The sequence below is a fragment of the Lentzea sp. NPDC005914 genome (assembly GCF_040629405.1).
Classification (GTDB): Bacteria; Actinomycetota; Actinomycetes; order Mycobacteriales; family Pseudonocardiaceae; genus Lentzea.
Genome location: NZ_JBEXVQ010000025.1, coordinates 23,993 through 48,123, shown reverse-complemented (window position 1 = coordinate 48,123; position 24,131 = coordinate 23,993). Strand labels below are relative to the sequence as shown.

23 protein-coding genes are annotated in these 24,131 nt (G+C 68.0%); 15 read left to right on the top strand and 8 right to left on the bottom strand.

The genetic code is table 11. The annotated features are described in order from the left end of the window. Positions 1-3: 3 nt before the first annotated feature. Positions 4-1,638, bottom strand: a complete 1,635-nt coding sequence (locus ABZ345_RS30580; protein WP_359856163.1) for a DEAD/DEAH box helicase — start codon at positions 1,636-1,638, stop codon at positions 4-6. 169 nt (positions 1,639-1,807) lie between these two features. Between ABZ345_RS30580 and ABZ345_RS30575 the strand changes: the two genes are divergently transcribed. Then, entirely contained in the window at positions 1,808-2,452 is a 645-nt protein-coding gene (locus tag ABZ345_RS30575) for a ferritin-like fold-containing protein (RefSeq protein WP_359856160.1), read from the top strand. Positions 2,453-2,495: 43 nt separating this feature from the next. After that, positions 2,496-2,720 carry a DUF3107 domain-containing protein gene (locus ABZ345_RS30570; protein ID WP_030474076.1) on the top strand — a complete coding sequence of 75 codons (225 nt, stop codon included), beginning with the start codon at positions 2,496-2,498 and terminating at the stop codon, positions 2,718-2,720. Between the two features lie 62 nt (positions 2,721-2,782). Here ABZ345_RS30570 and ABZ345_RS30565 read toward each other — a convergent pair whose 3' ends face one another. Then, positions 2,783-3,094, bottom strand: a complete 312-nt coding sequence (locus tag ABZ345_RS30565; protein WP_359856157.1) for a DUF4873 domain-containing protein — start codon at positions 3,092-3,094, stop codon at positions 2,783-2,785. Then, the gene (locus ABZ345_RS30560) at positions 3,094-3,777 is read right to left on the bottom strand and encodes a TetR/AcrR family transcriptional regulator (RefSeq protein ID WP_359856155.1); all 684 of its coding nucleotides are present in this window, start codon (positions 3,775-3,777) and stop codon (positions 3,094-3,096) included. The genes ABZ345_RS30565 and ABZ345_RS30560 overlap by 1 nt, the downstream gene beginning before the upstream one ends. Before the next feature lie 61 nt (positions 3,778-3,838). Between ABZ345_RS30560 and ABZ345_RS30555 the strand changes: the two genes are divergently transcribed. Further along, positions 3,839-4,726, top strand: coding sequence for a diiron oxygenase (locus tag ABZ345_RS30555; RefSeq protein WP_359856152.1), 888 nt, complete (start codon positions 3,839-3,841; stop codon positions 4,724-4,726). Then, complete coding sequence (locus tag ABZ345_RS30550) at positions 4,699-5,484, top strand: alpha/beta hydrolase (RefSeq protein ID WP_359856149.1); 786 nt, start codon at positions 4,699-4,701, stop codon at positions 5,482-5,484. The genes ABZ345_RS30555 and ABZ345_RS30550 overlap by 28 nt, the downstream gene beginning before the upstream one ends. Before the next feature lie 48 nt (positions 5,485-5,532). On the opposite strand, the gene ABZ345_RS30545 is transcribed toward ABZ345_RS30550, so the two are convergent. Together ABZ345_RS30545 and ABZ345_RS30540 are read right to left on the bottom strand one after the other, a co-directional pair. Continuing rightward, positions 5,533-6,354 carry an NAD(P)H-binding protein gene (locus ABZ345_RS30545; RefSeq protein WP_359856147.1) on the bottom strand — a complete coding sequence of 274 codons (822 nt, stop codon included), beginning with the start codon at positions 6,352-6,354 and terminating at the stop codon, positions 5,533-5,535. Between the two features lie 54 nt (positions 6,355-6,408). After that, complete coding sequence (locus tag ABZ345_RS30540) at positions 6,409-7,038, bottom strand: TetR/AcrR family transcriptional regulator (RefSeq protein WP_355565426.1); 630 nt, start codon at positions 7,036-7,038, stop codon at positions 6,409-6,411. 126 nt (positions 7,039-7,164) lie between these two features. On the opposite strand from ABZ345_RS30540, the gene ABZ345_RS30535 reads away from it, so the two are divergent. From ABZ345_RS30535 to ABZ345_RS30485, 11 genes are all read left to right on the top strand, one after another. Then, on the top strand, positions 7,165-8,118 hold the full coding sequence (locus ABZ345_RS30535; protein ID WP_359856144.1) for an alpha/beta fold hydrolase: 954 nt from the start codon (positions 7,165-7,167) through the stop codon (positions 8,116-8,118). Positions 8,119-8,158: 40 nt separating this feature from the next. Continuing rightward, positions 8,159-9,151 (top strand): DUF3152 domain-containing protein, encoded by a 993-nt coding sequence (locus ABZ345_RS30530; RefSeq protein WP_359856141.1) that lies wholly within the window; start codon positions 8,159-8,161, stop codon positions 9,149-9,151. Between the two features lie 83 nt (positions 9,152-9,234). Then, positions 9,235-10,407: an adenylyltransferase/sulfurtransferase MoeZ gene (gene moeZ, locus ABZ345_RS30525; protein ID WP_359856139.1), complete on the top strand. Its 1,173-nt coding sequence runs from the start codon at positions 9,235-9,237 to the stop codon at positions 10,405-10,407. 133 nt (positions 10,408-10,540) lie between these two features. Beyond that, the gene (locus ABZ345_RS30520) at positions 10,541-11,338 is read left to right on the top strand and encodes a TIGR02569 family protein (protein WP_359856136.1); all 798 of its coding nucleotides are present in this window, start codon (positions 10,541-10,543) and stop codon (positions 11,336-11,338) included. 105 nt (positions 11,339-11,443) lie between these two features. Beyond that, positions 11,444-13,363, top strand: a complete 1,920-nt coding sequence (locus tag ABZ345_RS30515; protein WP_359856133.1) for a molybdopterin oxidoreductase family protein — start codon at positions 11,444-11,446, stop codon at positions 13,361-13,363. After that, entirely contained in the window at positions 13,360-14,802 is a 1,443-nt protein-coding gene (locus ABZ345_RS30510; RefSeq protein ID WP_359856131.1) for an FAD-dependent oxidoreductase, read from the top strand. The genes ABZ345_RS30515 and ABZ345_RS30510 overlap by 4 nt, the downstream gene beginning before the upstream one ends. A gap of 97 nt (positions 14,803-14,899) precedes the next feature. Beyond that, a complete protein-coding gene (locus ABZ345_RS30505; protein ID WP_359856129.1) occupies positions 14,900-16,204 on the top strand; it encodes an MFS transporter in 1,305 nt (434 codons plus the stop codon). Positions 16,205-16,315: 111 nt separating this feature from the next. Continuing rightward, on the top strand, positions 16,316-18,784 hold the full coding sequence (gene nirB, locus ABZ345_RS30500; RefSeq protein WP_359856126.1) for a nitrite reductase large subunit NirB: 2,469 nt from the start codon (positions 16,316-16,318) through the stop codon (positions 18,782-18,784). Further along, positions 18,781-19,095, top strand: coding sequence for a nitrite reductase small subunit NirD (nirD, locus tag ABZ345_RS30495; protein ID WP_359856123.1), 315 nt, complete (start codon positions 18,781-18,783; stop codon positions 19,093-19,095). The genes nirB and nirD overlap by 4 nt, the downstream gene beginning before the upstream one ends. Continuing rightward, positions 19,092-20,183, top strand: a complete 1,092-nt coding sequence (locus ABZ345_RS30490; protein ID WP_359856121.1) for a uroporphyrinogen-III synthase — start codon at positions 19,092-19,094, stop codon at positions 20,181-20,183. The genes nirD and ABZ345_RS30490 overlap by 4 nt, the downstream gene beginning before the upstream one ends. Beyond that, positions 20,180-20,857, top strand: coding sequence for a CbiX/SirB N-terminal domain-containing protein (locus tag ABZ345_RS30485; protein WP_359856118.1), 678 nt, complete (start codon positions 20,180-20,182; stop codon positions 20,855-20,857). Before ABZ345_RS30490 ends, ABZ345_RS30485 begins: the two co-directional genes overlap by 4 nt. Before the next feature lie 517 nt (positions 20,858-21,374). On the opposite strand, the gene ABZ345_RS30480 is transcribed toward ABZ345_RS30485, so the two are convergent. From ABZ345_RS30480 to ABZ345_RS30470, 3 genes are read right to left on the bottom strand one after another with little or no spacing between them, the layout of a single operon-like run. Then, positions 21,375-21,692, bottom strand: a complete 318-nt coding sequence (locus tag ABZ345_RS30480) for an MGMT family protein (RefSeq protein ID WP_359856115.1) — start codon at positions 21,690-21,692, stop codon at positions 21,375-21,377. Positions 21,693-21,705: 13 nt separating this feature from the next. Continuing rightward, a complete protein-coding gene (locus ABZ345_RS30475; protein WP_359856113.1) occupies positions 21,706-22,695 on the bottom strand; it encodes an alpha/beta hydrolase in 990 nt (329 codons plus the stop codon). A gap of 17 nt (positions 22,696-22,712) precedes the next feature. Then, on the bottom strand, positions 22,713-24,008 hold the full coding sequence (locus ABZ345_RS30470) for a cytochrome P450 (RefSeq protein WP_359856110.1): 1,296 nt from the start codon (positions 24,006-24,008) through the stop codon (positions 22,713-22,715). Positions 24,009-24,131: the final 123 nt, after the last annotated feature.

Sequence of the window (24,131 nt, the reverse complement as noted above, 5' to 3'; positions counted from 1 at the left end):
TGATCAGTCTGCCGAAGGAGCGGCCTGTTCGGCAGAGGTTCGGCGACGCCGACGCCTGCGCGGCTTGTCGGACGCGGGCTTGTCGGCCGGTTCCGAGCTCGCGGGAGCCTCGGCCTGCTGGCCCTCGACCGGCACGCCGGAGCGGCTGCGGGTGCGTGACCTGCTGCGCTTCGGCCTGGTCTCCTCGCTCGGCTCCGGAGCGGCCTGCTCGGCGCCGGTGCGGGTGGAGCCGGTGCGACGACGACGCTTGCGCTTGCCGTTGTCGAGCTTCTCCTCCTCCTCGGCGTCCAGGCCTGCACGCGTGCGGTGGCTCAGCGGCAGCCTGCCCGTGGAGCCGGACGGGATGCCCAGGTCCTCGAACAGGTGATCAGACGTGGAGTAGGTCTCCATCGGGTCCGGCTGGCCCAGGTTGAGCAGATCGTTGACGGACTTCCAGCGGTTCGTCTCGTCCCAGTCGACGAACGTGACGGCGACACCCTCGCGCCCGGCCCGGCCGGTGCGGCCGATGCGGTGCACGTAGGTCTTCTCGTCCTCGGGACACTGGTAGTTGATGACGTGCGTCACGTCGTCGATGTCGATGCCGCGCGCCGCGACATCGGTGGCCACCAGCACGTCGACCTTGCCGCTGCGGAACGCCCGCAGCGCCTGCTCACGCGCGCCCTGGCCCAGGTCGCCGTGCACGGCGGCCGCCGCGAACCCGCGTTCGGTCAGGTCGTCGGCGATCTTCTGCGCGGTCCGCTTGGTCCGCGCGAAGATCATCGACAGGCCTCGGTCACGGGCCTGCAGCACGCGGGCCAGCATCTCCAGCTTGTCCATCGAGTGCGCCCGGTAGACGAACTGCTTGGTCAGCTCGTGCGTCTGGCCTGCGTCGTTCTCCTCGGCGCGGATGTGCGTCGGCTGGTTCAGGAACGTGCGGGCCAGCGTGATGATCGGGCCCGGCATGGTCGCGCTGAACAGCATGGTCTGACGCTTGTCCGGGACCATGGTCAGGATGCGCTCGATGTCGGGCAGGAAGCCCAGGTCGAGCATCTCGTCGGCCTCGTCCAGCACCAGCGCGCCGACCTTGCCGAGCACCAGGTGGCGCTGTTCGGCCAGGTCGAGCAGGCGGCCGGGCGTGCCGATGACGACGTCGACGCCCTTGCGGAGCTGCGCGATCTGCCGCTCGTACGGGATGCCGCCGTAGATGGCGGTGACCTTGACGTTGAGGTGCTTCGCCGCGTCGGTGAGGTCGTGCGCGACCTGGAGACACAGCTCACGGGTGGGCACGACCACAAGTGCCTGCGGGGTGCCGTCGCCGGGCACGTCGAGGCGGTGCAGCAGCGGCACGCCGAACCCGAGCGTCTTGCCGGTGCCGGTGCGCGCCTGACCGATCAGGTCGTCACCGGACAGTGCGATGGGGAGCGTCAGCTCCTGGATGGCGAACGTGCGGACGATGCCGGCCTCGCCGAGCGCCTTGACGATCTCGTCACGCACACCCAGCTCGGCGAACGTGGGGGCGTCGGTGGCCACCGGAGCGTCTGCCAGCAGCGGGTGCGACGGGTCTTCTTCGGGAACTCCGGCCTCGCTGTGCTCCAGGAGAACCGGGTCCAGATGTGCTTCTACTTCAGCGGTCAGGGTGATCAGCCTCTCTCGTACCAAGCGCGTACGAGCCCTGGCCGGGCCTCTCGACCGCGCTTGAAGAGCAGCTGCGGGAAAGGTGTACGCGCACCATTTCGTGCGCCTCGCGGCGGTTCGTCACACTCGTCACGCCGGGCGTCCGAGCCCATTCTACCTGGCGAGACACATTTGACCACTAGAGTTCGTCACCATGGGTGTTGCGGAGGGTGTTGTCGATCTTCTGGGAGCGCTCGCATATGGCGAGCTCTCGGCCTTCGACCGGATGACGGAGGACTCGCGCACGGCGCCGACATTGGCGGGGCGCGCGGCGTTGGCGCAGATGGCCGCCGCGGAGATCGGGCACTTCACGCTGTTGCAGAAGCACCTCGCGGCCGAGGGGATCGCCGTCGAGGACGCGATGGCGCCGTTCGTGAAGGGCTTCGACGCGTTCCACGAGTCGACCAGTCCCAAATCGTGGCTCGAGTCGCTCGTGAAGGCGTACGTGGGTGACGGGCTGGCCGCGGACTTCTACCGCGAGGTCGGTTCGTGGCTCGACGACGCGCCGACGCGCGAGCTGGTGCTCGCCGTGCTCGCCGACACGGGCCACTCGGCGTTCGCTGAGCGCGAAGTTCTGGCCGCCGTCGAGGCTGATCCACGCGTCCGCGACCGGCTCGCGCTGTGGGGTCGCCGGCTGCTCGGCGAGGCGTTGACGCAGGCCCAGTACGTGGTGGCGGAGCGGGACGGCCTCTCGGAGCTCATCGTGCGGGGGTCGGGCGACCTCGCGGGGATCGGTCAGCTGTTCCGGAGGCTCCAGCAGTCGCACGCGCGGCGCATGACGCAGCTGGGTCTGGGCTAGGTAGGCTCGGTTCTGGATTTTCTCTTTGAGCACGGAGGTCAGCGTGGAGGTCAGGATCGGCGTCGCGGACAGCCCGCGGGAACTCGTCGTGACCAGTGAGCTCAACCCGTCAGATGTTGAGGCTCTGGTGGCGGACGCGGTGTCCGGCAAGTCCAGTGTGCTGTCGCTGGTGGACGCCAAGGGTGCGCGCTTCGTCGTGCCCGCTGGCCGCGTCGCGTACGTGGAGATCGGCCCGCAGGACTCGCGCAAGGTCGGGTTCGGCGCCTGAGTCGTTCAGCAAGAAGCCCCGGCCAGAAGTTCTGACCGGGGCTTTTTCAGTGTTGCGCGGGTTCAGTGTTCAGCGGGCTCTTCGATCTTGTACGGCGGGGTCGAGATGCCGCCCACCCGGTAGCGGCCCCACGGGTCGGGGTCGGTCAGCGAGCCCTCTGCCTGGCCGGTGGGGGTGCGCAGGAGTGCGGTCCGCGCGCCGGCTTCAACCCGGCTCGTGACCTCGTCGTTCTGCTTGATCCGGCCGTACCAGTGGTAGCGGCCGTCGATCGGCTGGAAGTAGCCGCGCAGCTCGACCTCGACCGCGACCTCGGTCTCTCCGAACGTCAGGGTGGCTTCGCCGGTGTAGCCGTCCTCGTCGTGCTCGTCGCTCATCAGTCCACCAATCGGAGTGGGGTGAGTGGCTTTGCCGGGTCCGCCTGGACGCCCGCCGACCGCAGCAGCCCGTCGATGGCGTGCCAGATGATCGTGGCGAGGTAGTCGCTGAGGTTCGCGCGGGACATGGTCTGGCGGTCGAGCCACCAGTCGCCCGCGTTCTGCACCATGCCGACGAGCGCGTGCGCCCACGGTTCGGCGCCGCCGGAGTCCATGTCGAAGGCGCGCAGGTAGTCGCCGAGGATGCGGGCGAGGGTGTTCGCGATGAGGTTCTTGTCCTCCTGCACGACGTCCTTCTCGACCGGACGGTCCACAAAGGACCCCTTCACCACGAACCGGTAGAGGTTCGGGTTGTCCTCGATCACCGACAGGTAGGCGTCCACGATCCGTTCGATGCGGTCGCGGATCGGGCCGTCGGCGGCGAGTGCGGGGCCCATCCGGTCCATCAGCAGTTCGGTGGCCTTCTGGCCCACTGCCAGGTAGAGGTCGGACTTGTCGGTGAAGTGCCGGTAGAGCACGGGCTTGCTGACGCCCGCCTCTGCGGCGACGTCCTCCATGCCGACGTCCGGGCCCTTCTTGGCCACCGCGGCGATCGTGGCCTCCACGAACTCCGCTCTGCGCTGCTCGCGATGCCCCTTCCACCGCTCACGTCGCGCATCCGGGCCCTTGACAGTGCGTGCCATGTGACGCACGCTACCAGAAGTAACCGTTACCTCAAGTAACACTTACCGGGGAGGGCAACCGATGAGGGTCGCCGATCGGGAGAAGACGGCGGAGAGGCTGCTGAAGTCGTCCGCGGAGAAGTTCTACGACCCCGAGGTGGACATCGACTGGTCCGCGCCTCTGGTGGACGGTCTCTTCTACATCCCTGAACAGCGGATTTCGCTCTACGGCACACCCTTGTACGACTCGCTGACGCCTGAGCAGCGCATCGAGCTGTCCAAGCACGAGCTGGCCTCGATCGCGTCGGTCGGGCTGTGGTTCGAGCTGCTGCTGATGCAGATGCTGGTCAAGGTCGTCTACAACACCGACCCCACCTCCCGGCACGCCCAGTACGCGCTGACCGAGGTGGCTGACGAGTGCCGGCACTCGACGATGTTCGCCCGGCTGGTGGAACGGATCGGGTGCCCGGCCTACGGACCTGTCCGCTCGACCCACCGGCTGGGGAAGTTGTTGCCCACCATCGGGTACGGGCCCGCGATGTACGGGTCGATCCTGGTCGCGGAGGAGATCCTCGACCGGTTGCAGCGCGAGGCGATGAACGACGAGACCGTCCAGCCGATCGTGCGGATGGTGAACCGGATCCACGTGCTGGAGGAAGCCCGCCACGTGCGGTTCGCTCGTGAGGAACTGCTGCGCGGCATGGGCGAGCTGAAGGGTTACGAGCTGCCGTACCAGAAGTGGCTGGTCGGGTACGTGTCGATGATGATCACTCGGACGATCATCAACCCGGCCGTGTACGCGGCCGTCGGGCTGGACGTGCGCGAGGCCCACCGGCAGGCGCTGGGCAACCCGCGGTTCCAGGAGACCCTTCGCTGGGCCGGGGAACGGATCATGTCGTTCCTCGACGAGGCCGGACTCGTGGGAAGGCCGGGGATGCGCTCATGGCGTCGCTCGTTCTTGGTCGGCTGAACGTCGTCACGTCGGAGTCTGCGACCTCCGCGGACGTGACCGCTGTTCTGCTGCACGGCTGGACGATGGACCTCACGACGTGGGACCGCGTGGCTTCGGCGTTGCCGGGGCGCGTGGTCCGCTACGACGTGCGCGGCCACGGTCGTTCCGCTGACGGCGTCGGGACCATCTCCGAGCTGGCCGACGATCTCGCGGCGGTGCTGGAGGAATACGCCCCGACCGGACGGATCGTGCTCGCCGGCCACTCGCTGGGCGGCATGACGATCATGGCGCTGGCCGAGCAGCGCCCCGAGTTGTTCTCGCGCGTGACGGGGGTGGCCCTCGTGGCCACGTCGTGCGGGGACCTGCCCCGGTTGAGCGGTGTGGAGCGGCTCGCCGGGCGATGGCTGGTCAAGCGGCCGAAGGTCGGGTTCGGCCGCTTGATCACGCCGGGGCTGCGCGTCACGTTCGGCCGTCGTCCGAAGTGGGCCGACGTGCGTGCGGCCGCTGCGATGGCGGGGAACACGGCCGGCGGGGCGTTCGTCGGAATCCGGGAGGAGCTCACCCGGCATCAGCGGCGCGAGGCGCTGGCGGTGCTGGCGGAGATCCCGACCGTGGTCATGGCCGGGTCGTGGGATCTGCTGACGCCGATGAAGCACTCACGGGCGATCGCGGACGCGTTGCCGGGCGCGGAGTTCGTGATCTATCCGAAGGCCGGGCACATGCTGCCGCTGGAACGATCCGAGGACGTGGCGCGGAGAATCGCCGCGCTGATGTGAGTGGAGCTTCCCCGAACGTGAGGTTCGGGGAAGCTCTCCTCGTCGACCTCAGGCGAACAACCCCGCGTGGTCGGCGGCCCACTGCCGGAAAGTCCGTGCCGGCCGGCCGAGGATCTCCTCGACGGTCGGCAGAACCTTCGACTCGTCGAGCGTGCCGTCGACGTAGAAGCGGAAGAAGGCGTCCACGTACTCGACCGGCATCGCCGCACTCATCTCGGCCCGTGCCTCGTCATTCGTCTGCGGGTGCAGGACGAGGTCCCGGCCGAGCACCTCGCCGAGCACGCGCAGCCGGTCGGCGGGCAGCAACGACTCCGGGCCGCTGAGGTGGTGGATCTGTCCCTCGTGGCCGGCCGTCAGCAGCGCCTGGACGGCGACCGCGGCGATGTCGTGCGGATCGACGTTCGCGATCCGCACGTCCGCGAACGGTTCACGCACCACGTCGCCCTCCCGCAGCTGCGGTGCCCACCGGAGCGTGTTCGACATGAAGGCGCTCGGCCGCAGGAACGTCCACGGCACACCGGACTCCCGCACTGCGGTCTCGGATTCGGCCATGTAGCGGGACACCGCGTTGTCCGGGTCCGGGTCGCCCGCGGAACCGCCCGACAGCAGCACGACCCGCACCGCCCCCGCCTCGCGCACCTGGTCGAGCAATCTCGGCATGTTCTGGTAGCCGGGTAACAGAAAGACCGCGTCGATCCCGTCGAGAGCAGGCTTCAGGCTCTCCGGTTCGTTCAGGTCGCCGGTGACGGTGTCCGCCCCGGCCGGTGCTTCACCCTTGCGCTGGAGCGCGCGCACCGGCTCGCCCGCGGCGATGAGCGCTGTCACCACTTCCGCGCCGACGTTCCCCGTGGCACCGGTAACGAGAATCATGCTTCCCCCTCAGAACGACGGCCTGAGGGGAACGCTACCGATCACGGTGGCCGGTCAGTGCTGCAGCGGGAAGCCGCCGCCGATGCCCCGCCAGGCGAGGTTCGAGATCAGCGCGACCGCGTCTTCCTTCGGCACGCGCCGGTTGTCGGCGAGCCACGAGCGGGCGGTGACCTGGGAAAGACCCACGAGGCCCACGGCCAGCAGGCGGGCGCGCTCGGGGTCGAGGCCCGCGTCGGCCGTGATGGTGTCGGTGATGGCGTCCACCGAGTCGGTGGTGGCGCGCTCGACGGCTTCCTGGACGGCCGGCTCGGAGCGCAGATCGGACTCGAACACCATGCGGAAGGCCTGGCCTTCGCCGTCCACGAAGTCGTAGAAGGCGGCGACGGCGGCACGGACGCGGAGCTTGTTGTCCGAGGACGACGCGATCGCCGTGCGGACCCGGCCCACCAGTTCGTCCACGTGGGACTCGAGCAGCGCCATGTACAGCTCGAGCTTGCCGGGGAAGTGTTGGTAGAGCACCGGTTTCGACACGCCCGCGCGTTCGGCGATCTCGTCCATCGCTGCGGCGTGGTAGCCGTTGGCGACGAACACGTCCTGCGCCGCTGCCAGCAGTTGCGCGCGGCGGGCGGTGCGCGGCAGACGAACGCCCCTGCCTGCGGGAGCGCTCTGCGCCGTCTCCGTCATGGTGCCTCCAGCACGAGTCATCGGCCGTCGGAGAGGGGTTGCCTGACCGAGGCGTGAGCGCAACCTTACTCGCTAGTAGCCCACATCCAAGAACCATCTGCGCCTTCTTTCCCGCATCCTGGTCTGGTGAGCACGCTGATCCCCGCCCCGCTGTCCACGGTCGAACTGCCGCCGCTGGACAAGACGCAGACGCCCTGGCCAGGTGAGTTTCACCAGGTGGATGACCATGAAGTCCACGTCAGGGTGACGCCTGGCGACGGCCCTCCCGCGGTCTACGTGCACGGGCTCGGCGGGTCCGCGACCAACTGGACGGACCTCGCGGCCCAGCTCAGGGAACATGTCAGCGGGTACTCCGTCGACCTGCCGGGATTCGGGCGGTCGGAGCCGATTCCCGGCTACGACTTCAGCCTGCCCACGCACGCGCGCACGGTGATCAAGTACATCGAGACGCTGAAGGAGCCCGTGCACCTGTTCGGCAACTCGATGGGTGGGGCGATCTCGGTCATCGCGGCCGCGGCCAGGCCTGATCTGGTCAGGTCGCTCACGTTGGTGAGCCCGGCGGTGCCCGATCTGAGGCCGCGGCTGGACCGCATGTCGGACCCGCGGATGGCGCTGGCGGTGTTCCCGATCATCGGGTCGAGGGTCAGGAGAGAGCTGGCCAAACTGACGGCGCACGACCGGACGAAGCAGATGCTGGAACTGTGCTTCGCGGACCCGAGCGTGGTGCCGGACAACCGGATCGAGGAGTCGATCAAGGAGAACGAGGAGCGGGCCCGGCAGAAGTGGGCGGGGCAGGCGCTCAACCGCAGCACGTTCGGGTTGATGCAGAGCTGGCTCACGCCGGGGCCGAAGTCGCTCTGGCGCGTCTTGCCGCTGGTCAAGGCACCCACGTTGGTGCTCTGGGGAGAGAACGACCGGCTCGTCAGCGTGCGGAAGGGTCCTCGAACGGCGCGCCTGCTGCCGAAGGGACGACTGCTGGTGCTCCCGAAGACCGGGCACGTCGCCCAGATGGAGCGGCCCGCCACCGTGGCGAGGGCCGTGCTGGGCATGTGGGAGGCGGTCGACCGACACACATGGTGATGAACGACGGCCATACGGGGGATGTGGGACCCTGGGCAACGTGAATCGCGCCCCCGAGCGAGGACGTCCTGCTCCGTCCTCTGACCGCTACCGTCGCGGCGAGCGCCGGACCAGCGCGGAACCGCTCGCGGCCGCCTGGGAGCCGGAGGGCACGGCGCAGCACCGGCGGCCTCGCCGACGCGGCGGGGTGAGGAAGCTCGTCTCCAACTACGGGTGGCGCATCTACGCGATCCCGGTACTTCTGGTGCTCACGGCGCTCGTCGTGCTCGACACCGTGCAGCCGAAGTCGCCCGCGGCCGGTGGCAGCGGGGGAGACACCAAGGACGTGTCCACCACCACGCCCGAGGCGCCGGCGACCGAGGTGAAGGCGGAGAAGCCCAAGCTCGACGTGCCCACGGCGGAGCTGCCGGCAGGACCGGCGTTCTCCGAGGACGGCGTCGGCACGTGGCGGGCGATCGCGGGCAGCGGTGCGCGGCTGGGAGAGGCGAACGCGCAGAAGTTCCGCAAGTACGCGGTCGCCGTCGAGGACGGCGTGCAGCCCGCCGACTTCGGCAACGACGACACGGCGTTCGCACGGACCGTCGAGGGGATCCTGTCAGATCCGCGCAGCTGGATCGGCACGAAGCAGGTCTCGCTGCAGCGCGTCGAGGCGAACCAGAACCCCGACTTCATCGTGAGCCTGACCAGTACGAAGACCACGCACACACTGTGCGGCAAGGAGATCCCGTTCGAGACCTCCTGCTGGAACCCGGCGAGCAAGCGCGTGATCATCAACGTCGCCCGCTGGGTGCGCGGCGCCATGGTCTACGGGCCCGACCTGTCCGGATACCGGACGTACGTGATCAACCACGAGGTTGGCCACGCGCTCGGCAGCGGCCACGCGGCCTGTCCGGAGAACGGCGCGCCGGCACCCGTGATGATGCAGCAGACGTTCGGCGTCGCGAACAACTTCGTCTCCCAGCTCAACGCCGGTCTGGACGTGGTGCCCGCCGACGGCAAGGTCTGCACGCCGAACCCGTTTCCCGCTGGCTGAGACGGCTTTCCAACGAGGAAGAGTCCAGGCAAGGTTGACGTTGTCTCGGATACAGAGACATGCAGTCCGTCGAGGAGGAGCAAATGGCGCTTCCGCCGCTCGTTGAGCCAGCCGCGGAGCTGACCAAGGAAGAAGTAGCGCGCTACAGCCGTCACCTGATCATCCCGGACGTCGGGGTGGACGGGCAGAAGCGGCTGAAGAACGCGAAGGTGCTCGTCGTCGGCGCGGGTGGCCTGGGCAGCCCGGCACTGCTGTACCTGGCCGCGGCCGGGGTCGGCACGCTCGGTGTCGTCGACTTCGACGTCGTGGACGAGTCGAACCTGCAGCGCCAGGTCATCCACGGTCAGTCCGACGTCGGCCGTCCAAAGGCCGAGTCCGCACGTGACTCCGTCGCCGAGATCAACCCGTTCGTCAAGGTGATCCTGCACCAGACGCATCTCAACTCCGAGAACGCGCTGGAGATCTTCCGCGACTACGACCTGATCCTCGACGGCACCGACAACTTCGCCACGCGGTACCTGGTGAACGACGCCGCGGTGCTGCTGGGCAAGCCGTACGTCTGGGGTTCGATCTTCCGGTTCGAGGGCCAGGTCAGCGTCTTCTGGGAGGACGCCCCGAACGGCCAGGGCCTGAACTACCGCGACCTCTACCCGGAGCCGCCGCCTCCCGGCATGGTCCCCTCGTGCGCCGAGGGCGGCGTGCTGGGCGTGCTGTGCGCGTCCATCGGGTCGATCATGGTCACCGAGGCGATCAAGCTGCTCACGGGCATCGGCGACCCGCTGCTGGGCCGCCTGATGGTCTACGACGCGCTCGAGATGTCGTACCGGACCATCAAGATCCGCAAGGACCCGGAGTCGCCGAAGATCACCGAGCTGATCGACTACGACGCGTTCTGCGGTGTCGTGTCCACGGACGCGCAGCAGGCGGCGGCGGGCAACACGATCACGCCGCTCGAGCTCAAGCACAAGCAGGAGTCCGGTGAGGACTTCCTGCTGGTGGACGTCCGCGAGCCGCACGAGTACGAGATCGTGAAGATCCCGGGCTCGGTGCTGATCCCGAAGGACAAGATCCTCTCGGGTGAGGCGTTCTCCGAGCTGCCGCAGGACAAGCCGCTGGTGCTGCACTGCAAGTCGGGTGCTCGTTCGGCGGAGGCTCTCGCGGCGTTGCACAAGGCGGGCTTCAAGGACGCCGTGCACGTCGGCGGTGGTGTGCTGGCCTGGGCTCGCGAGGTCGACCCCAGCCTGCCCACGTACTAGAGGTAGTGAGTGCTTTTGGGTGCTTCGGTGCCCAAAAGCACTCATCTTCTGCTGGGCTATCTGGGTGGTGGCGCGAATCACCGCGTGTCGCGTTCCGCCAACCGGGTGGTCCGAGCAGGTAGCGTGCCCGATCGTGACCCGGTCCCCCGAACCGCCCCCAGCGCACGTGCGTGCGGCGTTCGGGGCACGTGACGCCGAGCCAGAGCTCATCGACGGCGGCCCGGCCTGGCGCTGCGGTGACGCCACCATCAGGCCCGCGCCCAAGCCCGCCGAGGCCACCTGGATCGCCAAGACCCTCGATGGGCTGGACATAGAGAACCTGCGCATCGGGCGGCCGCTGAGATCCACCGACGGCCGCTACGTCGTCGGCGGCTGGTCGGCCACCAAGTTCCTCGCCGGTCGTGCCGAGGCGCGCCACGACGAGGTCATCGCCGTCGCCCAGCGCCTGCACCAGGCCACGGCCGAGCTGCCCAAACCCCGGTTCCTGGACGTGCGGACGGACGTGTTCGCCGTCGCCGACCGCAAGGCGTGGGGCGAGGACGACGTGCCGCTCGACGCCGACCTCGGCGGCAGGCTGTTCGACCTGCTCAACGAGGTGCAGAAGCCGCTCAACCTCAGGTCCCAGGTCGTGCACGGCGACCTGTTCGGCAACGTGCTGTTCGCCGGCAACGCCCCGCCCGCCGTCATCGACTTCACCGCGTACTGGCGCCCGGCCGAGTGGGCCGCGGCCGTGGTCGCGGTGGACGCCGTCGCGTGGGGTGGCGCGGACCCCGGCCTGTTCAAGCGCTGGAGCCATCTGCCGGAGTGGACGCAGGTGCTCGTGCGCGCGACCCTGTTCCGGCTGGCGGTGCACGCGCTGCACCCGTTGTCAACCTCACAGTCCTTTGCGGGCTTGGAAAGAGCTGCTCACCAGGTGACCGCACTGCTCTGAGCTGACAACTTTCCACGTTGGAAACATTGCGGAGCATCTGGTTAACGCGCGCTTCTTAGCGTCAGCGGCGTGACCCATTGCCCCTACTGCGCTCTGCAGTGCTCCATGAGCGTCATCGACGGCCAGGTGGCCCCTGGTCCCGGTGGGCTGTGCCAGAAGGGCTGGACGGCGGGGGAGTTGCTGCGCCATCCAGGCCGCCTCACCACGCCGTTGATCCACGGCGAGCCTGCTTCGTGGGACGAGGCGCTGGACTTCGTCGCCGGTCGGATCAAGGAGTTCGAGCCCGACGAGGTCGCCGTGTTCGGCGGCGGCGGGCTGACCAACGAGAAGGCGTACCTGCTCGGCAAGTTCGCGCGGGTCGCCCTGAAGACCTCGCAGATCGACTACAACGGCCGGTTCTGCATGTCGTCGGCCGCCGCGGCGGGCAACAAGGCGTTCGGGCTGGACCGCGGTCTGCCGTTCCCGCTGGCGGATCTGCGTTCCGCCGACACGGTTCTGCTGGCCGGGTCGAACCCCGCCGAGACCATGCCGCCGTTCCTGCGGCACCTGGAGGGCGCGCGGCTGATCGTCATCGACCCGCGCCGGACGCCGACCGCCGAGCGCGCGACGTTGCACCTGCAGCCCGCACCGGGGACGGACCTGGCGCTGGCGCTGGGACTGCTGCACACCGCCGTGATCGAGGGCCTGATCGACAAGGAGTACATCTCCGATCGGACCTCGGGCTTCGACGACGCGTGGCGGGTCGCGGCGCAGTGGTGGCCGGAGCACACCGAACGCGTCACGGGTGTCTCCGCCGCTGATCAGCGCGCCGCGGTGCGCATGCTGACCGGACGGTCGTACATCCTGACCGGGCGCGGCACCGAGCAGCACGCGTCCGGCACGGACAACGTGTCGGCGTGGATCAACCTGGCCCTGGCGCTGGGACTGCCGGGCCGGGCCGGCTCGGGTTACGGCTGCCTGACCGGGCAGGGCAACGGGCAGGGCGGCCGGGAGCACGGTCAGAAGGCCGACCAGCTGCCCGGCTACCGCAAGCTCGACGATCCCGTGGCGCGCAAGCACATCATGGAGGTCTGGGGCGTCGACTGGTTGCCGGGCGTGGGCCGCAGCGCGTACGAGCTGCTCAACGCCGACGACCTCAAGGCGATGCTGGTGTTCGGCAGCAACCCGGTCGTGTCGGCACCGCGCGCGTCCGGCGTGGCCGATCGTCTTGGCGCACTGGACCTGTTGGTGGTCGCGGACTTCGTCATGTCGGAGACCGCGGCGATGGCCGACGTCGTGTTCCCGGTGACGCAGTGGGCCGAGGAAGACGGCACGATGACCAATCTCGAAGGCCGGATCATCAGGCGCCGCAAGGCACTCGACCCGCCTGCCGGAGTGCGCAGCGACCTCCACCTCATCCACGGACTGGCAGCGCGCCTCGGGTGTGCGGAGAAGTTCCTGACCGAGCCGAAGGAAGTGTTCGAGGAGCTGCGCAGGGCGTCCGCGGGCGGCCTGTCCGACTACTCCGGCATCACCTACGAGCGGCTCGACGCCGAGCAGCTGCACTGGCCGGTGCCGTCGGTCGACCATCCCGGCACGCCCAGGCTCTTCCTCGACCGGTTCGCGCACGCCGACGGCCTGGCGCGGTTCATCCCGGTCGACCACCGCGGCCCGGCCGAACCGCCGGACGAGGAGTTCCCGTTGCAGGCCACCACTGGACGGGTCCTGCAGCACTACCAGTCGGGTGCGCAGACGCGCCTGATCGGCGAGCTGATGAAGGCCGTTCCCGAGATGTACGTGGAAGTGCATCCCGACACGGCTTCACGCGCGGGGCTCGCTGCCGGAGAGCCCGCGCACGTGGTGTCCCGGCGGGGAACGGTGACGGCCGTGGTGCGGTGCGTGCCGAGCATGCGCGCCGACGCGGTGTTCCTGCCGTTCCACTTCCCCGGTGACGGGCGGGCGAACCTGCTCACCAACCCCGCGCTCGATCCCACGAGCCGGATGCCCGAGTTCAAGGTCTGCGCGGTTCGATTGGAGCGGGCATGAGGCGAGTCGTGATCGTTGGCTACGGCATGGCGGGCGCTCGGTTGGCGGATGAGCTGCGGCGTCGTGACCAGGACATCTCCATCACCGTCATCGGGGCCGAGCCGCACGCCGCGTACAACCGCGTGCTGCTCTCGACAGTGGTCGCCGGGACCATGACACCGGACTCGACCCGGTTGCACGACGAGAAGTGGGCCACCGAGCACCGCGTGGACCTGCGACTGGGCCACCAGGTCCTGGAGATTGATCGCGCGAGCCGGACGGTGGTGGTGTCCACGACGAGCGACCCTGCCGACACCATCGCTTACGACGCTCTGGTTCTCGCCACTGGCAGCGTCCCTTGGGTCCCACCCGCGGAAGGCCTCCTCGAGGACGGCAAGCTCGCTCCCGGCGTCGTCGCCTTCCGCACGCTCGACGACTGCGCCGAGATCGAAGCCAAGGCCCACAAGGGCGCACCCGTCGTCGTCCTCGGTGGCGGCCTGCTCGGCATCGAAGCCGCCCGTGGCCTGGCCGGACGTGGATGCCTGGTCACCGTCGTCCACCCGGTCGGCCACCTCATGGAACGCCAGCTCGACCCCGGCGCCGGTGGCGTCCTCGCCCGCACGCTGGGGAAGCTCGGCATCGAGTTCCGCCTCAACTCCACGGCCGCCAAGTACCTCCCCGGCGACGGCCTGGTCCTCGACGACGGCACCCACGTTCCCGCCGAGCTCGTGGTCGTCTCCGCGGGTGTGCGCGCCGAAACGTCGTTGGCGCTCAAGGCCGGCCTGGAGGTCGACCGCGGCATCATCATCGACGACGCCTTGCGCACCAGCGATCCCCGCATCCACGCGATCGGTGATTGCGCCCAGCACCCCGGTACGGTCTCCGGCCTCGTCCAGCCCGCCTGGGACCAGGCCGCGGTGCTCGCCGACCGCCTGACCGGCTCCAACCCGGCGTCCCGCTACCGCGGCACCTCCGTCGTGACGCGGTTGAAAGCCCGTGACGTGGACCTCGCGGCGCTGGGCGACGTCCACACCGACGTGGACTGCCCGGACTCGGAAGTCCTGTGCTTCCAGGAACCCTCGCGCGGCCGGTACGCGAAGTTGGTGTTGCGCGACGACCGCGTGGCCGGCGCGATCGTGCTGGGCGCACCAGATGCTGCTGCGACGATCACCCAGCTCTACGACCGCGGAATCCCCGCTCCGACAGACCGGCTCGCGCTGTTGCTGGGCCGTGCGCTGCCCGCGGAAGCCGCGTCACCGGCGGATCTCCCGTCCAGCGCGGTGATCTGCCGCTGCAACACCGTCTCCAAGGGACAGATCGTGTCGGCCTGGCGCGCGGGCGCGGAGTCGGTGCCGCAGCTGGCGGAGGCGACGCGGGCGACCACGGGCTGTGGTGGCTGCAAGGACGCTGTGTGCGGCCTGCTCGACTGGCTGGGGGCCTCACAGCCGGCAACCGCGTGATGTGCGGGGGAGTTGCCTTCGCCGTCATCGGCCAGAACCCCTCGGTAACCCGAGGTTTCTAGCTTTTCCCGCAGTCGCCGAACCCAGGAGGAACTACATGCGGAGCTGGATCGAGCACTGGGAACCCGAGAACCCCGAGTTCTGGGAGTCCAAGGGCAAGCGGATCGCGCGCAAGAACCTGGCGTTGTCCATCTTCGCGGAGAACCTCGGGTTCAGCGTGTGGGTGCTGATGAGCATCGTCGTCGTCAGCCTCGGCTCGGTCGGCTTCAAGTTCAGCGTCGGCCAGCAGTTCTGGTTGCTGATCGTGCCGAACCTGATCGGCGCGATCCTCCGGGTGCCCTACACGTTCGCGGTGCCGAAGTTCGGTGGCCGGTTGTGGACGACCATCAGCGCCGGGTTGCTCCTGATCCCGTGCGTGATGCTCGCCTACGCGGTGGCCACGCCCGGCACGCCGTACTGGTTCTTCCTGCTCACCTCGGCCGCGATGGGCCTGGGCGGCGGTAACTTCTCGTCGTCGATGGCGAACATCTCGTTCTTCTACCCGGAGGGCAAGAAGGGCCTGGCGCTCGGCATGAACGCGGCCGGCGGCAACCTCGGCGTCGCGATCACGCAGCTCATCGTGCCGTTCCTCATCACGATCGGCACCGGGATCCACCTCGCCTACGCGGCGCTGATCTGGATGCCGTTCATCGTCCTCGCCACGGCTTTCGCGTGGTTCTTCATGGACAGCCTCACGCAGGCCAAGCCGGACGGGCAGTCGTACAAGAAGGCGCTCTCGAACCAGCACACCTGGGTGATGTCGTTCCTGTACATCGGCACGTTCGGTTCGTTCATCGGGTACTCGTTCGCGTTCCCCTCGCTGATCAAGATCAGCTTCGTGGACTACAAGTCCTGGGTGTCGCTCGCGTTCCTCGGCGCGCTGATCGGCTCGATCGCCCGTCCGGCCGGCGGGTGGCTGGCCGACCGGATCGGTGGCGCCAAGGTGACGCTCGCCACGTTCATCGGGCTCGGGATCGGCACGATCGGAGTCATGGTCAGCGTCGACGTGAAGAGCTTCCCGCTGTTCTTCAGCTCGTTCATCCTGCTGTTCATCCTCGCGGGTGTCGGCAACGGCTCGACGTACAGGATGATCCCGGCGATCTTCAAGACGCAGGCGGACGACGACAAGTCCGCCAAGCGGCAGGCCGCCGCGGTGGTCGGCATCGCGGGTGCGATCGGCGCGGCCGGCGGTGTGCTGGTCAACCTCGTCTTCAAGTTCTCGCTCGAGGGTTCGAAGACGCTGACGCCCGCGCTGACCGCGATCCTCGTCTTCTACGCGCTCTGCCTCGGTACGACGTGGTGGTTCTACCTGCGCCGCAGCGTGTTCGCGGAGCGTCCGTCCCTCGCCTACGCGGGCGTGTGACGCACACCGCGCTGAGCAGCGGAGAGAGTTTCCTTTAACACCCGCGAAATATTGCGGACCTTGGGATGACACGCCGCCCGGTGAGCATACCGGGCGAAGGAGGTTTGCCCGATGACTGATTCGGCTCCTGGGACCTTGGTCGTGATCGGCAACGGCATGGTGGGCCACCGGCTCGTCGAGATCCTCCGTGACTCGTCGTGGCGGATCGTGGTGTTCGGTGAGGAATCCCGCCCCGCCTACGACCGTGTCGCGCTGTCGTCCTATGTGGACAGCTGGTCCTCTGCCGATCTGGAGCTCACGCCGTTGACCGGCTGTGAGCTCCGGCTCGGCGAGAAGGCCGTCTCCGTCGACCGGGAACGTCGTGTGGTGGTCGGCGCCTCCGGTGTCGAGGTGCAGTACGACGCTTTGGTGCTGGCCACGGGATCGGTGCCGTTCGTGCCGCCGGTTCCCGGACGTGACCTGCCCGGTTGCCACGTCTACCGGACGATCGACGACCTCGACGAGATCCGTGCGACGGTCGAGGCCGCAGACCGGCCTGGACGGCACTCCGGCATGGTGCTCGGCGGTGGCCTGCTCGGGCTGGAGGCGGCCAACGCGTTGCGGGGCATGGGAGTGTCGCCGCACGTCGTCGAGCTGGCACCGCGGTTGATGCCGATCCAGGTCGACGACGGTGGCGCCGGACTGCTCAAGCGACTGGTCGAGAAGCTCGACCTGACCGTGCACACCGGGACGTCCGCCTCCTCCATCGAACGTGACGGCACGCGGCTGATCGCCAAGCTGGCCAACGGTGTCGAGCTCGACCTCGACGTCGTGGTGTTCAGCGCGGGCATCCGGCCGCGCACGGATCTGGACCTGGGGCTGGAACTGGGGCCGCGCGGCGGCTACCTGGTCGACGCCGCCTGCCGGACCGCTGATCCGCGGGTGTTCGCGATCGGTGAGTGCGCTGCTGTCGAGGGCGTCGCTTACGGGCTCGTGGCTCCTGGTTACGCGATGGCCGAGGTGGTCGCGGACCAGATCTCCGGTGGCTCGAAGGTGTTCCCCGGTGCGGACGTCTCGACGAAGCTGAAGCTGCTCGGTGTGGACGTGGCGTCGTTCGGTGACGCGCATGCCACTACCGAGGGTGCGCTGGAAGTCGTCGTGAACAACGCGGTCGCCGGTACCTACAGCAAGCTCGTGGTGTCGGACGACGCTCGCACGTTGCTGGGTGGCGTGCTCGTCGGCGACGCTTCGTCGTACCTGTCGCTGCGGCCGTTGGTGGGCAAGGAAGTTCCGGCGGCCCTGTTGCAGCCGGGTGGCGCTGTCGACGTCGAGATGCCCGCGGACGCACAGGTGTGCTCGTGTCACGCGGTGACCAAGCAGACGGTGACCGACGCGATCCAGTCCGGTGTCGCGTGCGACATCGCCGAGCTCAAGGCGTGCACCAAGGCCGGTACGGGTTGTGGCTCGTGCGTGCCGATGCTGAAGAAGCTGCTGACCGAATGCGGTGTCGAGCAGTCCAAGGCGTTGTGCGAGCACTTCACGTACTCACGCGCGGAGCTGTTCGAGATCGTTCGGGCGACTCGCCTGACGACCTTCACCTCGTTGATCGAGAAGCACGGCACCGGACGTGGATGCGACATCTGCAAGCCTGCCGTGGCCTCGATCCTCGCGTCGCTCGGCAACGGGCACATCCTGGGCGAGAGCCAGGCCTCGTTGCAGGACACCAACGACAAGTTCCTGGCGAACCTGCAGCGCAACGGCACGTACTCGGTCGTGCCGCGCATCCCCGGCGGTGAGATCACGCCGGAGAAGCTGATCGTCATCGGCGAGGTGGCCCGCGACTACGGTCTTTACACCAAGATCACCGGCGGTCAGCGCATCGACCTGTTCGGCGCCACTGTCGACCAGCTGCCGGAGATCTGGCGCCGGCTGGTGGATGCCGGTTTCGAGTCGGGTCACGCGTACGGCAAGGCGTTGCGCACGGTGAAGTCCTGCGTCGGCACGACCTGGTGCCGTTACGGCGTGCAGGACTCGGTCGGGCTGGCGATCGAGCTGGAGCTGCGCTACCGCGGCCTGCGTTCGCCGCACAAGCTCAAGTCCGCCGTCTCGGGTTGCGCGCGCGAGTGTGCTGAAGCGCGTAGCAAGGACTTCGGTGTCATCGCCACCGAGAACGGCTGGAACCTTTACGTGGGCGGCAACGGCGGCTTCACGCCGCGTCACGCCGACCTGCTTGTGTCCGATGTGGACACCGAGGAGCTGATTCGGATCATCGACCGGTTCCTGATGTTCTACATCCGCACCGCGGACCGGTTGCAGCGCACGTCCGTGTGGCTTGAAGGGCTCGACGGCGGCCTCGACCACCTGCGCGAGGTCGTGGTGGAGGACAAGCTCGGCATCTGCGCCGACCTCGAAGCCGCGATGGCGTCGCACGTCTCGGACTACGCCGACGAGTGGCGTGGTGTGCTGGAGGACCCGGAGAAGCTGGCTCGGTTCACGTCGTTCGTGAACGCGCCGGGCACGCCGGATCCGACGATCTCGTTCCGCGCTGAGCGTGGTCAGCGCGTTCCTGTCCAGCTCGGGATTCCGGAGGTCGTCAGGTGACCGTCGTCTGTGACTTTGAGGTGTTGCGTCCGGAGCAGGGTGTGGCGGCTTTGCTGCCCGACGGCTCGCAGGTGGCGGTGTTCCTGACCGCCGACGGATCGTTGCACGCGTTGGACAACATCGACCCGTTCAGCGGCGCCGCGGTGCTGTCCCGCGGCATCGTGGGCGATCGCGGCGGTGTTCCCGTCGTGGTGTCGCCGGTGTACAAGCAGGCGTTCGAGCTGGCCACCGGCAAATGCCTGGACGAGCCCGCCGTCTCGGTCGCGGTGCATCAGGTGCGCGTGCGTGACGGCGTCGTGGAGCTGACATGACCGAACCGTTGGCGGGCTTCACCATCGGCGTCACCGCGGCCCGTCGCGCCGACGAGCTCATCGCCATGCTGGAACGCAAGGGCGCGTCCGTGCTGCACGGGCCCGCCCTGCGAATCGTGCCGTTGCCGGACGACGCGACCTTGCACGCGGCGACGCTGGAGCTGGTGTCGTCGCCCGTCGACGTCGTCGTGGCCACCACCGCGATCGGGTTCCGCGGATGGTTCGAAGCCGCCGAGGGGTGGGGTCTGGCCGCTCGTCTGCACCGTGCGCTCGAGGGTGCCGTGGTGTTGCCGCGCGGGCCCAAGGCCAAGGGTGCGGTGCGAGCGGCCGGGCTGGTCGAGACCTGGTCGCCGACGTCCGAGTCGAACGCCGAGCTGCTGCAGTACCTGTTGCGGATGGGTGTGTCGGGCAAGCGGGTCGCCGTTCAGCTGCACGGTGAGCCGTTGCCGGACTTCGTGAACACCCTGATCGCGGCCGGTGCCGACGTCGTGGAGATTCCTGTTTACCGGTGGGAGCCGCCTGCTGACATCGGGCCGTTGCACCGGTTGATCGAGGCGGTGCTGGCCGGGCAGGTGGATGCTTTGACGTTCACCAGTGCGCCGGCTGCGTCTTCGGTGTTGCGCACGGCTCCGGACCACGGCGCATTGGTTTCGGCGTTGCGCCGGGACGTTCTGGTGGTCGGGGTCGGGGCGATCACGGCTGGGCCCCTGGTGGCTGCCGGGATTCCTGTCGTGCAACCCGCTCGGTCCCGGATCGGGTCGATGGTTCGGGAGCTGGCGGTGGAGTTGCCCGCCCGGGCCACTCGGTTGCGGATCGCGTCGTTCGATCTGGAGATGCGGGCTCAGGCTGTGGTGATCGACGGAGAACTGCGGCCCGTTGCTCCTGCGCCTATGGCTGTGTTGCGGACTCTGGTGGCTGCTCGTGGGCGGGTGGTTTCTCGGCAGGATTTGTTGGCTGCCTTGCCTTCTGGGGGTGAGGAACACGCCGTGGAGACTGCTATTGGGCGGTTGAGGACCGCGTTGGGGTCGCCGCAGATGGTGTGCACCGTTGTGAAGCGTGGGTATCGACTTGCTATGGAGCCTGCATGAAGCTGGTGTTGGCGTTCCACGGGACTCGGGATCCTCGTGGGGGTGTGGTTTGTTCTGAGGTTGCTTCGATGGTGCAGGCTCGGGTGGATGTTCCCGTTGAGGTTGCTTATGCCGATGTTCGGCAACCCGACGTTCGGTCTGTTGTGGATGGTCCCTGTGTTGTGGTGCCGGCGTTCCTGGCTGCTGGGTATCACGTTCGGGTTGATATTCCTGAGCAGATCGGGGAACGGTCGGATGTGGTGCTGACCTCGCCTGTTGGGGTGGATGCGGTGCCGGCTGTTCGGGATCGGTTGGTTGAGGCTGGGTTTCGGCGTGGGGATGTCTTGGTTCTCGCGGCTGCTGGGTCTTCTGATTCGCGGGCGCTTGCTGATGTTCGGCGGGCTGCGGGGTTGTTGGGGGCTTCTGCTGTGGGGTATGTGGCTACTGCTGTGCCTCGGGTTGTTGATGTTGTTTCGGAGGTTCGGGAGCGGGTTCGGGGGCAGGGGCCAGCGCTTGGGCGGGGGCGGCGGGTGGTTGTTGCTTCCTGGTTGTTGGCGCCTGGGGCGTTTCATGGGGCGCTTGCTGGGTGTGGGGCGGATTTGGTTTCTGAACCTGTTGGGGCGCATCCGCTTTTGGTTGATGTGTTGGTGCGTAGGTACTACGAGGCTCGTGTTGGGGTGTTGAGGACGGCTTGAGGGACGCGGCTTTGTGGGTGGGGCGCGTTGCATTGAGCGAGTCACGTTCCGTGCGTTTCGCGACCGGGTGGGTGGTCGCCTTGCTCTGGGCGTGTCCTGTTTAGGGCGCGGGGCTCCGCCCCGGACCCCGCCAATCTGATCAAAGACCGGCCAGCGCCGCTTGCGGGTTGATGGCACGCCTGTTGCTTTCGGCGGCTGCCTGTTGCGTAGGTGGTGCGGTCCGGGTGGGATCCCGTCCCAAGCCGGGCCAGAGCGAGCCACACCGAGGAGGGGGTGTCAAACGGACGAAAAGCGTGGGGTCCGTTTGACACCCCCTCCTCGGCGCGGCAAGAGCTGAGGCACGACTCGTGACGGGACCCCACCCGAAGCGCACGGGACAAGCAGCTCGCCTTCGGCGTCGCCATTGCCTCGGCTTCGCCTTCAGGTCGCCTCGCCTTCGGCCTCGGGGCGATTGGGCTTGCTCGATGCGCGCGCTGGGGCTCGTCGTCGCCGTTGCCGTGCCGTGTGGGTGTGTGGGTTACCAGAGGCCCGGTAGTTCTTCCTTGCGGGCAGCTTCCCAGCGGTATTCGCGCAGGTTCACCTTGCCGTCCAGGTTGGGGACGCCCTCTTCGTGCAGCATTTGTAGTTGGGTGTCGCGCAGGTGGGGGGCGCAGGTGCCGTCGGCTTTGAGGACGCGTTGCCACGGCAGGTCGTGGCCGTCTTCGTTCAGGATGCGGCCGACCAGCCGTGGCGACGGGGCCTTGGCGAGATCAGCGATGTCGCCGTAGGTGGCGACTCGTCCGCGTGGGATGGCCTTGATGAAGTCGCGGATTCGCTCGTGGATCTCTTCGTCCATGCGGTGAGTTTAGCTAGATGGACTTTGCCCAGGTGGCTACTGCGGCGTGGTAGTTGGGGGCGTTCGGGGCGTAGTTGATGGAGTGGCCGTAGCCGTTGAGGATGTAGGTGTTGAGGCTTGGGGTGGACGGGTAGAACGGGGACTCGTCTGCCTTCAGGGCTGCTGGGGAGGAGCAGTCGCTGCCCATCAGAGGGAGGCCGGAGCTGCAGAAGTGGGTGTCGTTGCCCAGTACGAGCATCACCGGGACGTTGATGTTGCGGGAGATCGGGATGATCACGGTGTTGAGGAGGATGGTGTCCACGGCTTCTGTTGCGGCGAAGACGTCCTTGGTGGACTCGTCGTAGGAGATGGCGCCGGTGATCAGTGGGCCCGGTTTGTGGAACGAGTTGTAGCGGGTGTTCGGCATCGTGGTGAGGTAGCCGACGTCCAGGCCCGCTGGGATCATGTTGGCCAGTACTGGGATGACGGTTGTGTAGTTCATCTTGTGGGTGAAGCCGGTTACCAGGACGCCGTCCACGTCGCGCCAGGTGCCTGCTTCGATCAGGGCCATGGCGGAGCCGATGGAGTGGCCCGCGACGATCACCTTCGAGAAGCGCGGCTTCAGGGTTTGGATTACCTGGTGGACTGCGGCTGCCTGGGTTGCGGCGGTTACCAGGGCGCTCAGGGGCTTGGAGCTCTTGCCGGTGCCCAGGCGGTCCAGGGCCAGGGTGGCCATACCTGAGGTGTTCTGGGCCTGGGTGAAGGAGTGGGTTGCCGGTTCGAAGCCCACGTTCCAGTAGGTGCGGTCGTAGGTGCCGCCGGGGATCAGGACCTGGATCGTGGTGGCGCCTGCTGGGGTGCAGAGTCTGCCGGCGATGGCTTCTTGTGAGGTCACCAGTGGGGTCAGGCCTATGCGGACCGGGTAGGTGACGTCCTGGCAGGTGGTGGCGGCCGAGGCTGGTGGTGGGGCGAGCAGAGTTGTGGTGGCTAGCAGGGCCGCGGCGCACAGGCGGCGGAAACGCATGGGGGTACTACCTCCAACTAGTTGCGGGGGACGGCCTTCATCTGCAGGCCGACTGGGTACGGGGCGGATGTGAACTTCACGCGCGCTGGGCGGGTGGGGGTGAGACGCCAGCGGCTCGCGATGGTGGCGAGGGTGATGACGATCTCGGTGTGGGCGAAGGTGTTGCCGAGGCATTGGCGGTTGCCGCCGCCGAACGGGATGAAGGCGCCGCGCGGGAGACCGGAGGTGAAGGAAGGTGTCCAGCGGTCCGGGGAGAAGCGCTCGGGGGCGGGGAAGTAGCGCTCGTCGTGGTGCAGGGCGTGGGGGCTGACGATCACTTCGGTGTTTGGTGGGAGGGTGACGTCGCCCAGCTGGACTTCGGTCAGGGTTCGGCGCATCACGAACCAGATCGGGTAGCGGCGCAGGGTCTCCTGCACGATCTGTCCTGTGTAGACGAGCTTGTCGACGTCGGCGAAGGTCACCGGGCGGGAGCCGAGCACCGAGTCCAGCTCGGCCTGCAGGCGTTGCTCGATCGACGGGGTGTGGCCCACTTCGTAGAGGGACCAGGCCAGGGCTATCGCGGTGGTCTCGATGCCGGCGGTCAGCAGGGTGAGGACCTCGTCGTAGGTCTGCTGGTCGGTCATGCCCGCTAAGAGCAGCATCGAGAGGACGTCGCCGTGGTCGGTGCCGTCGGCGCGCCAGCTTTCGATCACTTGCAGGACAACGGCTTTCATCCGGGCGATGGCCGCGTCGAACTCGCGGTTGCCCGGTATCGGGAGTTTTTCGACGAACGACGGGGAGAGGGCGCGGATCATGCCCTGCTGGATGACGGTGAAGATGGACCGGCGGACCTCCTCGACCGCGAGCCGGCCGATCTCGGTCGAGAAGAGCGTCTCGCCGACGATCGTGACCGCGAGCTCCTGCATGTCGTTCTCGATGGTGCGGATCTCACCTGGTTGCCAGCGCGCAGCCAGCGAAGAAGCAGCACGAGCCATCGTCGAGGCATACGCTTCAATCCGTTCCCGATGGAACGCCGGCTGCATCAGCCGGCGCTGTCGCAGGTGGAACTCGCCGTTCGACAGCAGCAGGCCGGTGCCGAGGTACGGCTGGAACTTGTCGAACATCGCGCCCTTGCGGAACTTCGACCCTTGGGAGACAAGGACTTCGTGGGTCAGCGCGGGAGAGGTGACGAAGAAGGCGTGCAGCGGGCCCAGATCAAGGCGCACGACGTCGCCGTGCTCGTGCAGCGCGTCGGTGAACTTGGCGCGCTGGGTGAGCATCGCCGGGGTGTGCCCTAGTAACGGCCAGCGGCGTGGAGCCACCGGGACGGGCATCCAGACTCCTGAAGAGTTGGGCCGGATGGGGACGGACCACCCTAGGAGCCGTTTGGAGGAATACGACAGTGCCTGATCGGGTGGTTCTGGGTCACTCTGATGGTTCAACGCATACGGCGCGTG

What these genes read in the sequence shown, in the direction of transcription:
- ABZ345_RS30575 (WP_359856160.1), top strand. Translation starts at nt 1,808, where the DNA reads ATGGGTGTTGCGGAGGGTGTTGTCGATCTTCTGGGAGCGCTCGCATAT.
- ABZ345_RS30485 (WP_359856118.1), top strand. Translation starts at nt 20,180, where the DNA reads ATGAAGCTGGTGTTGGCGTTCCACGGGACTCGGGATCCTCGTGGGGGT.
- ABZ345_RS30470 (WP_359856110.1), bottom strand. Translation starts at nt 24,008, where the DNA reads ATGCCCGTCCCGGTGGCTCCACGCCGCTGGCCGTTACTAGGGCACACC.
- ABZ345_RS30565 (WP_359856157.1), bottom strand. Translation starts at nt 3,094, where the DNA reads ATGAGCGACGAGCACGACGAGGACGGCTACACCGGCGAAGCCACCCTG.
- ABZ345_RS30475 (WP_359856113.1), bottom strand. Translation starts at nt 22,695, where the DNA reads ATGCGTTTCCGCCGCCTGTGCGCCGCGGCCCTGCTAGCCACCACAACT.
- moeZ (WP_359856139.1), top strand. Translation starts at nt 9,235, where the DNA reads ATGGCGCTTCCGCCGCTCGTTGAGCCAGCCGCGGAGCTGACCAAGGAA.
- ABZ345_RS30545 (WP_359856147.1), bottom strand. Translation starts at nt 6,354, where the DNA reads ATGATTCTCGTTACCGGTGCCACGGGGAACGTCGGCGCGGAAGTGGTG.
- ABZ345_RS30560 (WP_359856155.1), bottom strand. Translation starts at nt 3,777, where the DNA reads ATGGCACGCACTGTCAAGGGCCCGGATGCGCGACGTGAGCGGTGGAAG.
- ABZ345_RS30505 (WP_359856129.1), top strand. Translation starts at nt 14,900, where the DNA reads ATGCGGAGCTGGATCGAGCACTGGGAACCCGAGAACCCCGAGTTCTGG.
- ABZ345_RS30540 (WP_355565426.1), bottom strand. Translation starts at nt 7,038, where the DNA reads ATGACGGAGACGGCGCAGAGCGCTCCCGCAGGCAGGGGCGTTCGTCTG.
- ABZ345_RS30515 (WP_359856133.1), top strand. Translation starts at nt 11,444, where the DNA reads ATGAGCGTCATCGACGGCCAGGTGGCCCCTGGTCCCGGTGGGCTGTGC.
- ABZ345_RS30555 (WP_359856152.1), top strand. Translation starts at nt 3,839, where the DNA reads ATGAGGGTCGCCGATCGGGAGAAGACGGCGGAGAGGCTGCTGAAGTCG.
- ABZ345_RS30480 (WP_359856115.1), bottom strand. Translation starts at nt 21,692, where the DNA reads ATGGACGAAGAGATCCACGAGCGAATCCGCGACTTCATCAAGGCCATC.
- ABZ345_RS30490 (WP_359856121.1), top strand. Translation starts at nt 19,092, where the DNA reads ATGACCGAACCGTTGGCGGGCTTCACCATCGGCGTCACCGCGGCCCGT.
- ABZ345_RS30510 (WP_359856131.1), top strand. Translation starts at nt 13,360, where the DNA reads ATGAGGCGAGTCGTGATCGTTGGCTACGGCATGGCGGGCGCTCGGTTG.
- ABZ345_RS30550 (WP_359856149.1), top strand. Translation starts at nt 4,699, where the DNA reads ATGGCGTCGCTCGTTCTTGGTCGGCTGAACGTCGTCACGTCGGAGTCT.
- nirB (WP_359856126.1), top strand. Translation starts at nt 16,316, where the DNA reads ATGACTGATTCGGCTCCTGGGACCTTGGTCGTGATCGGCAACGGCATG.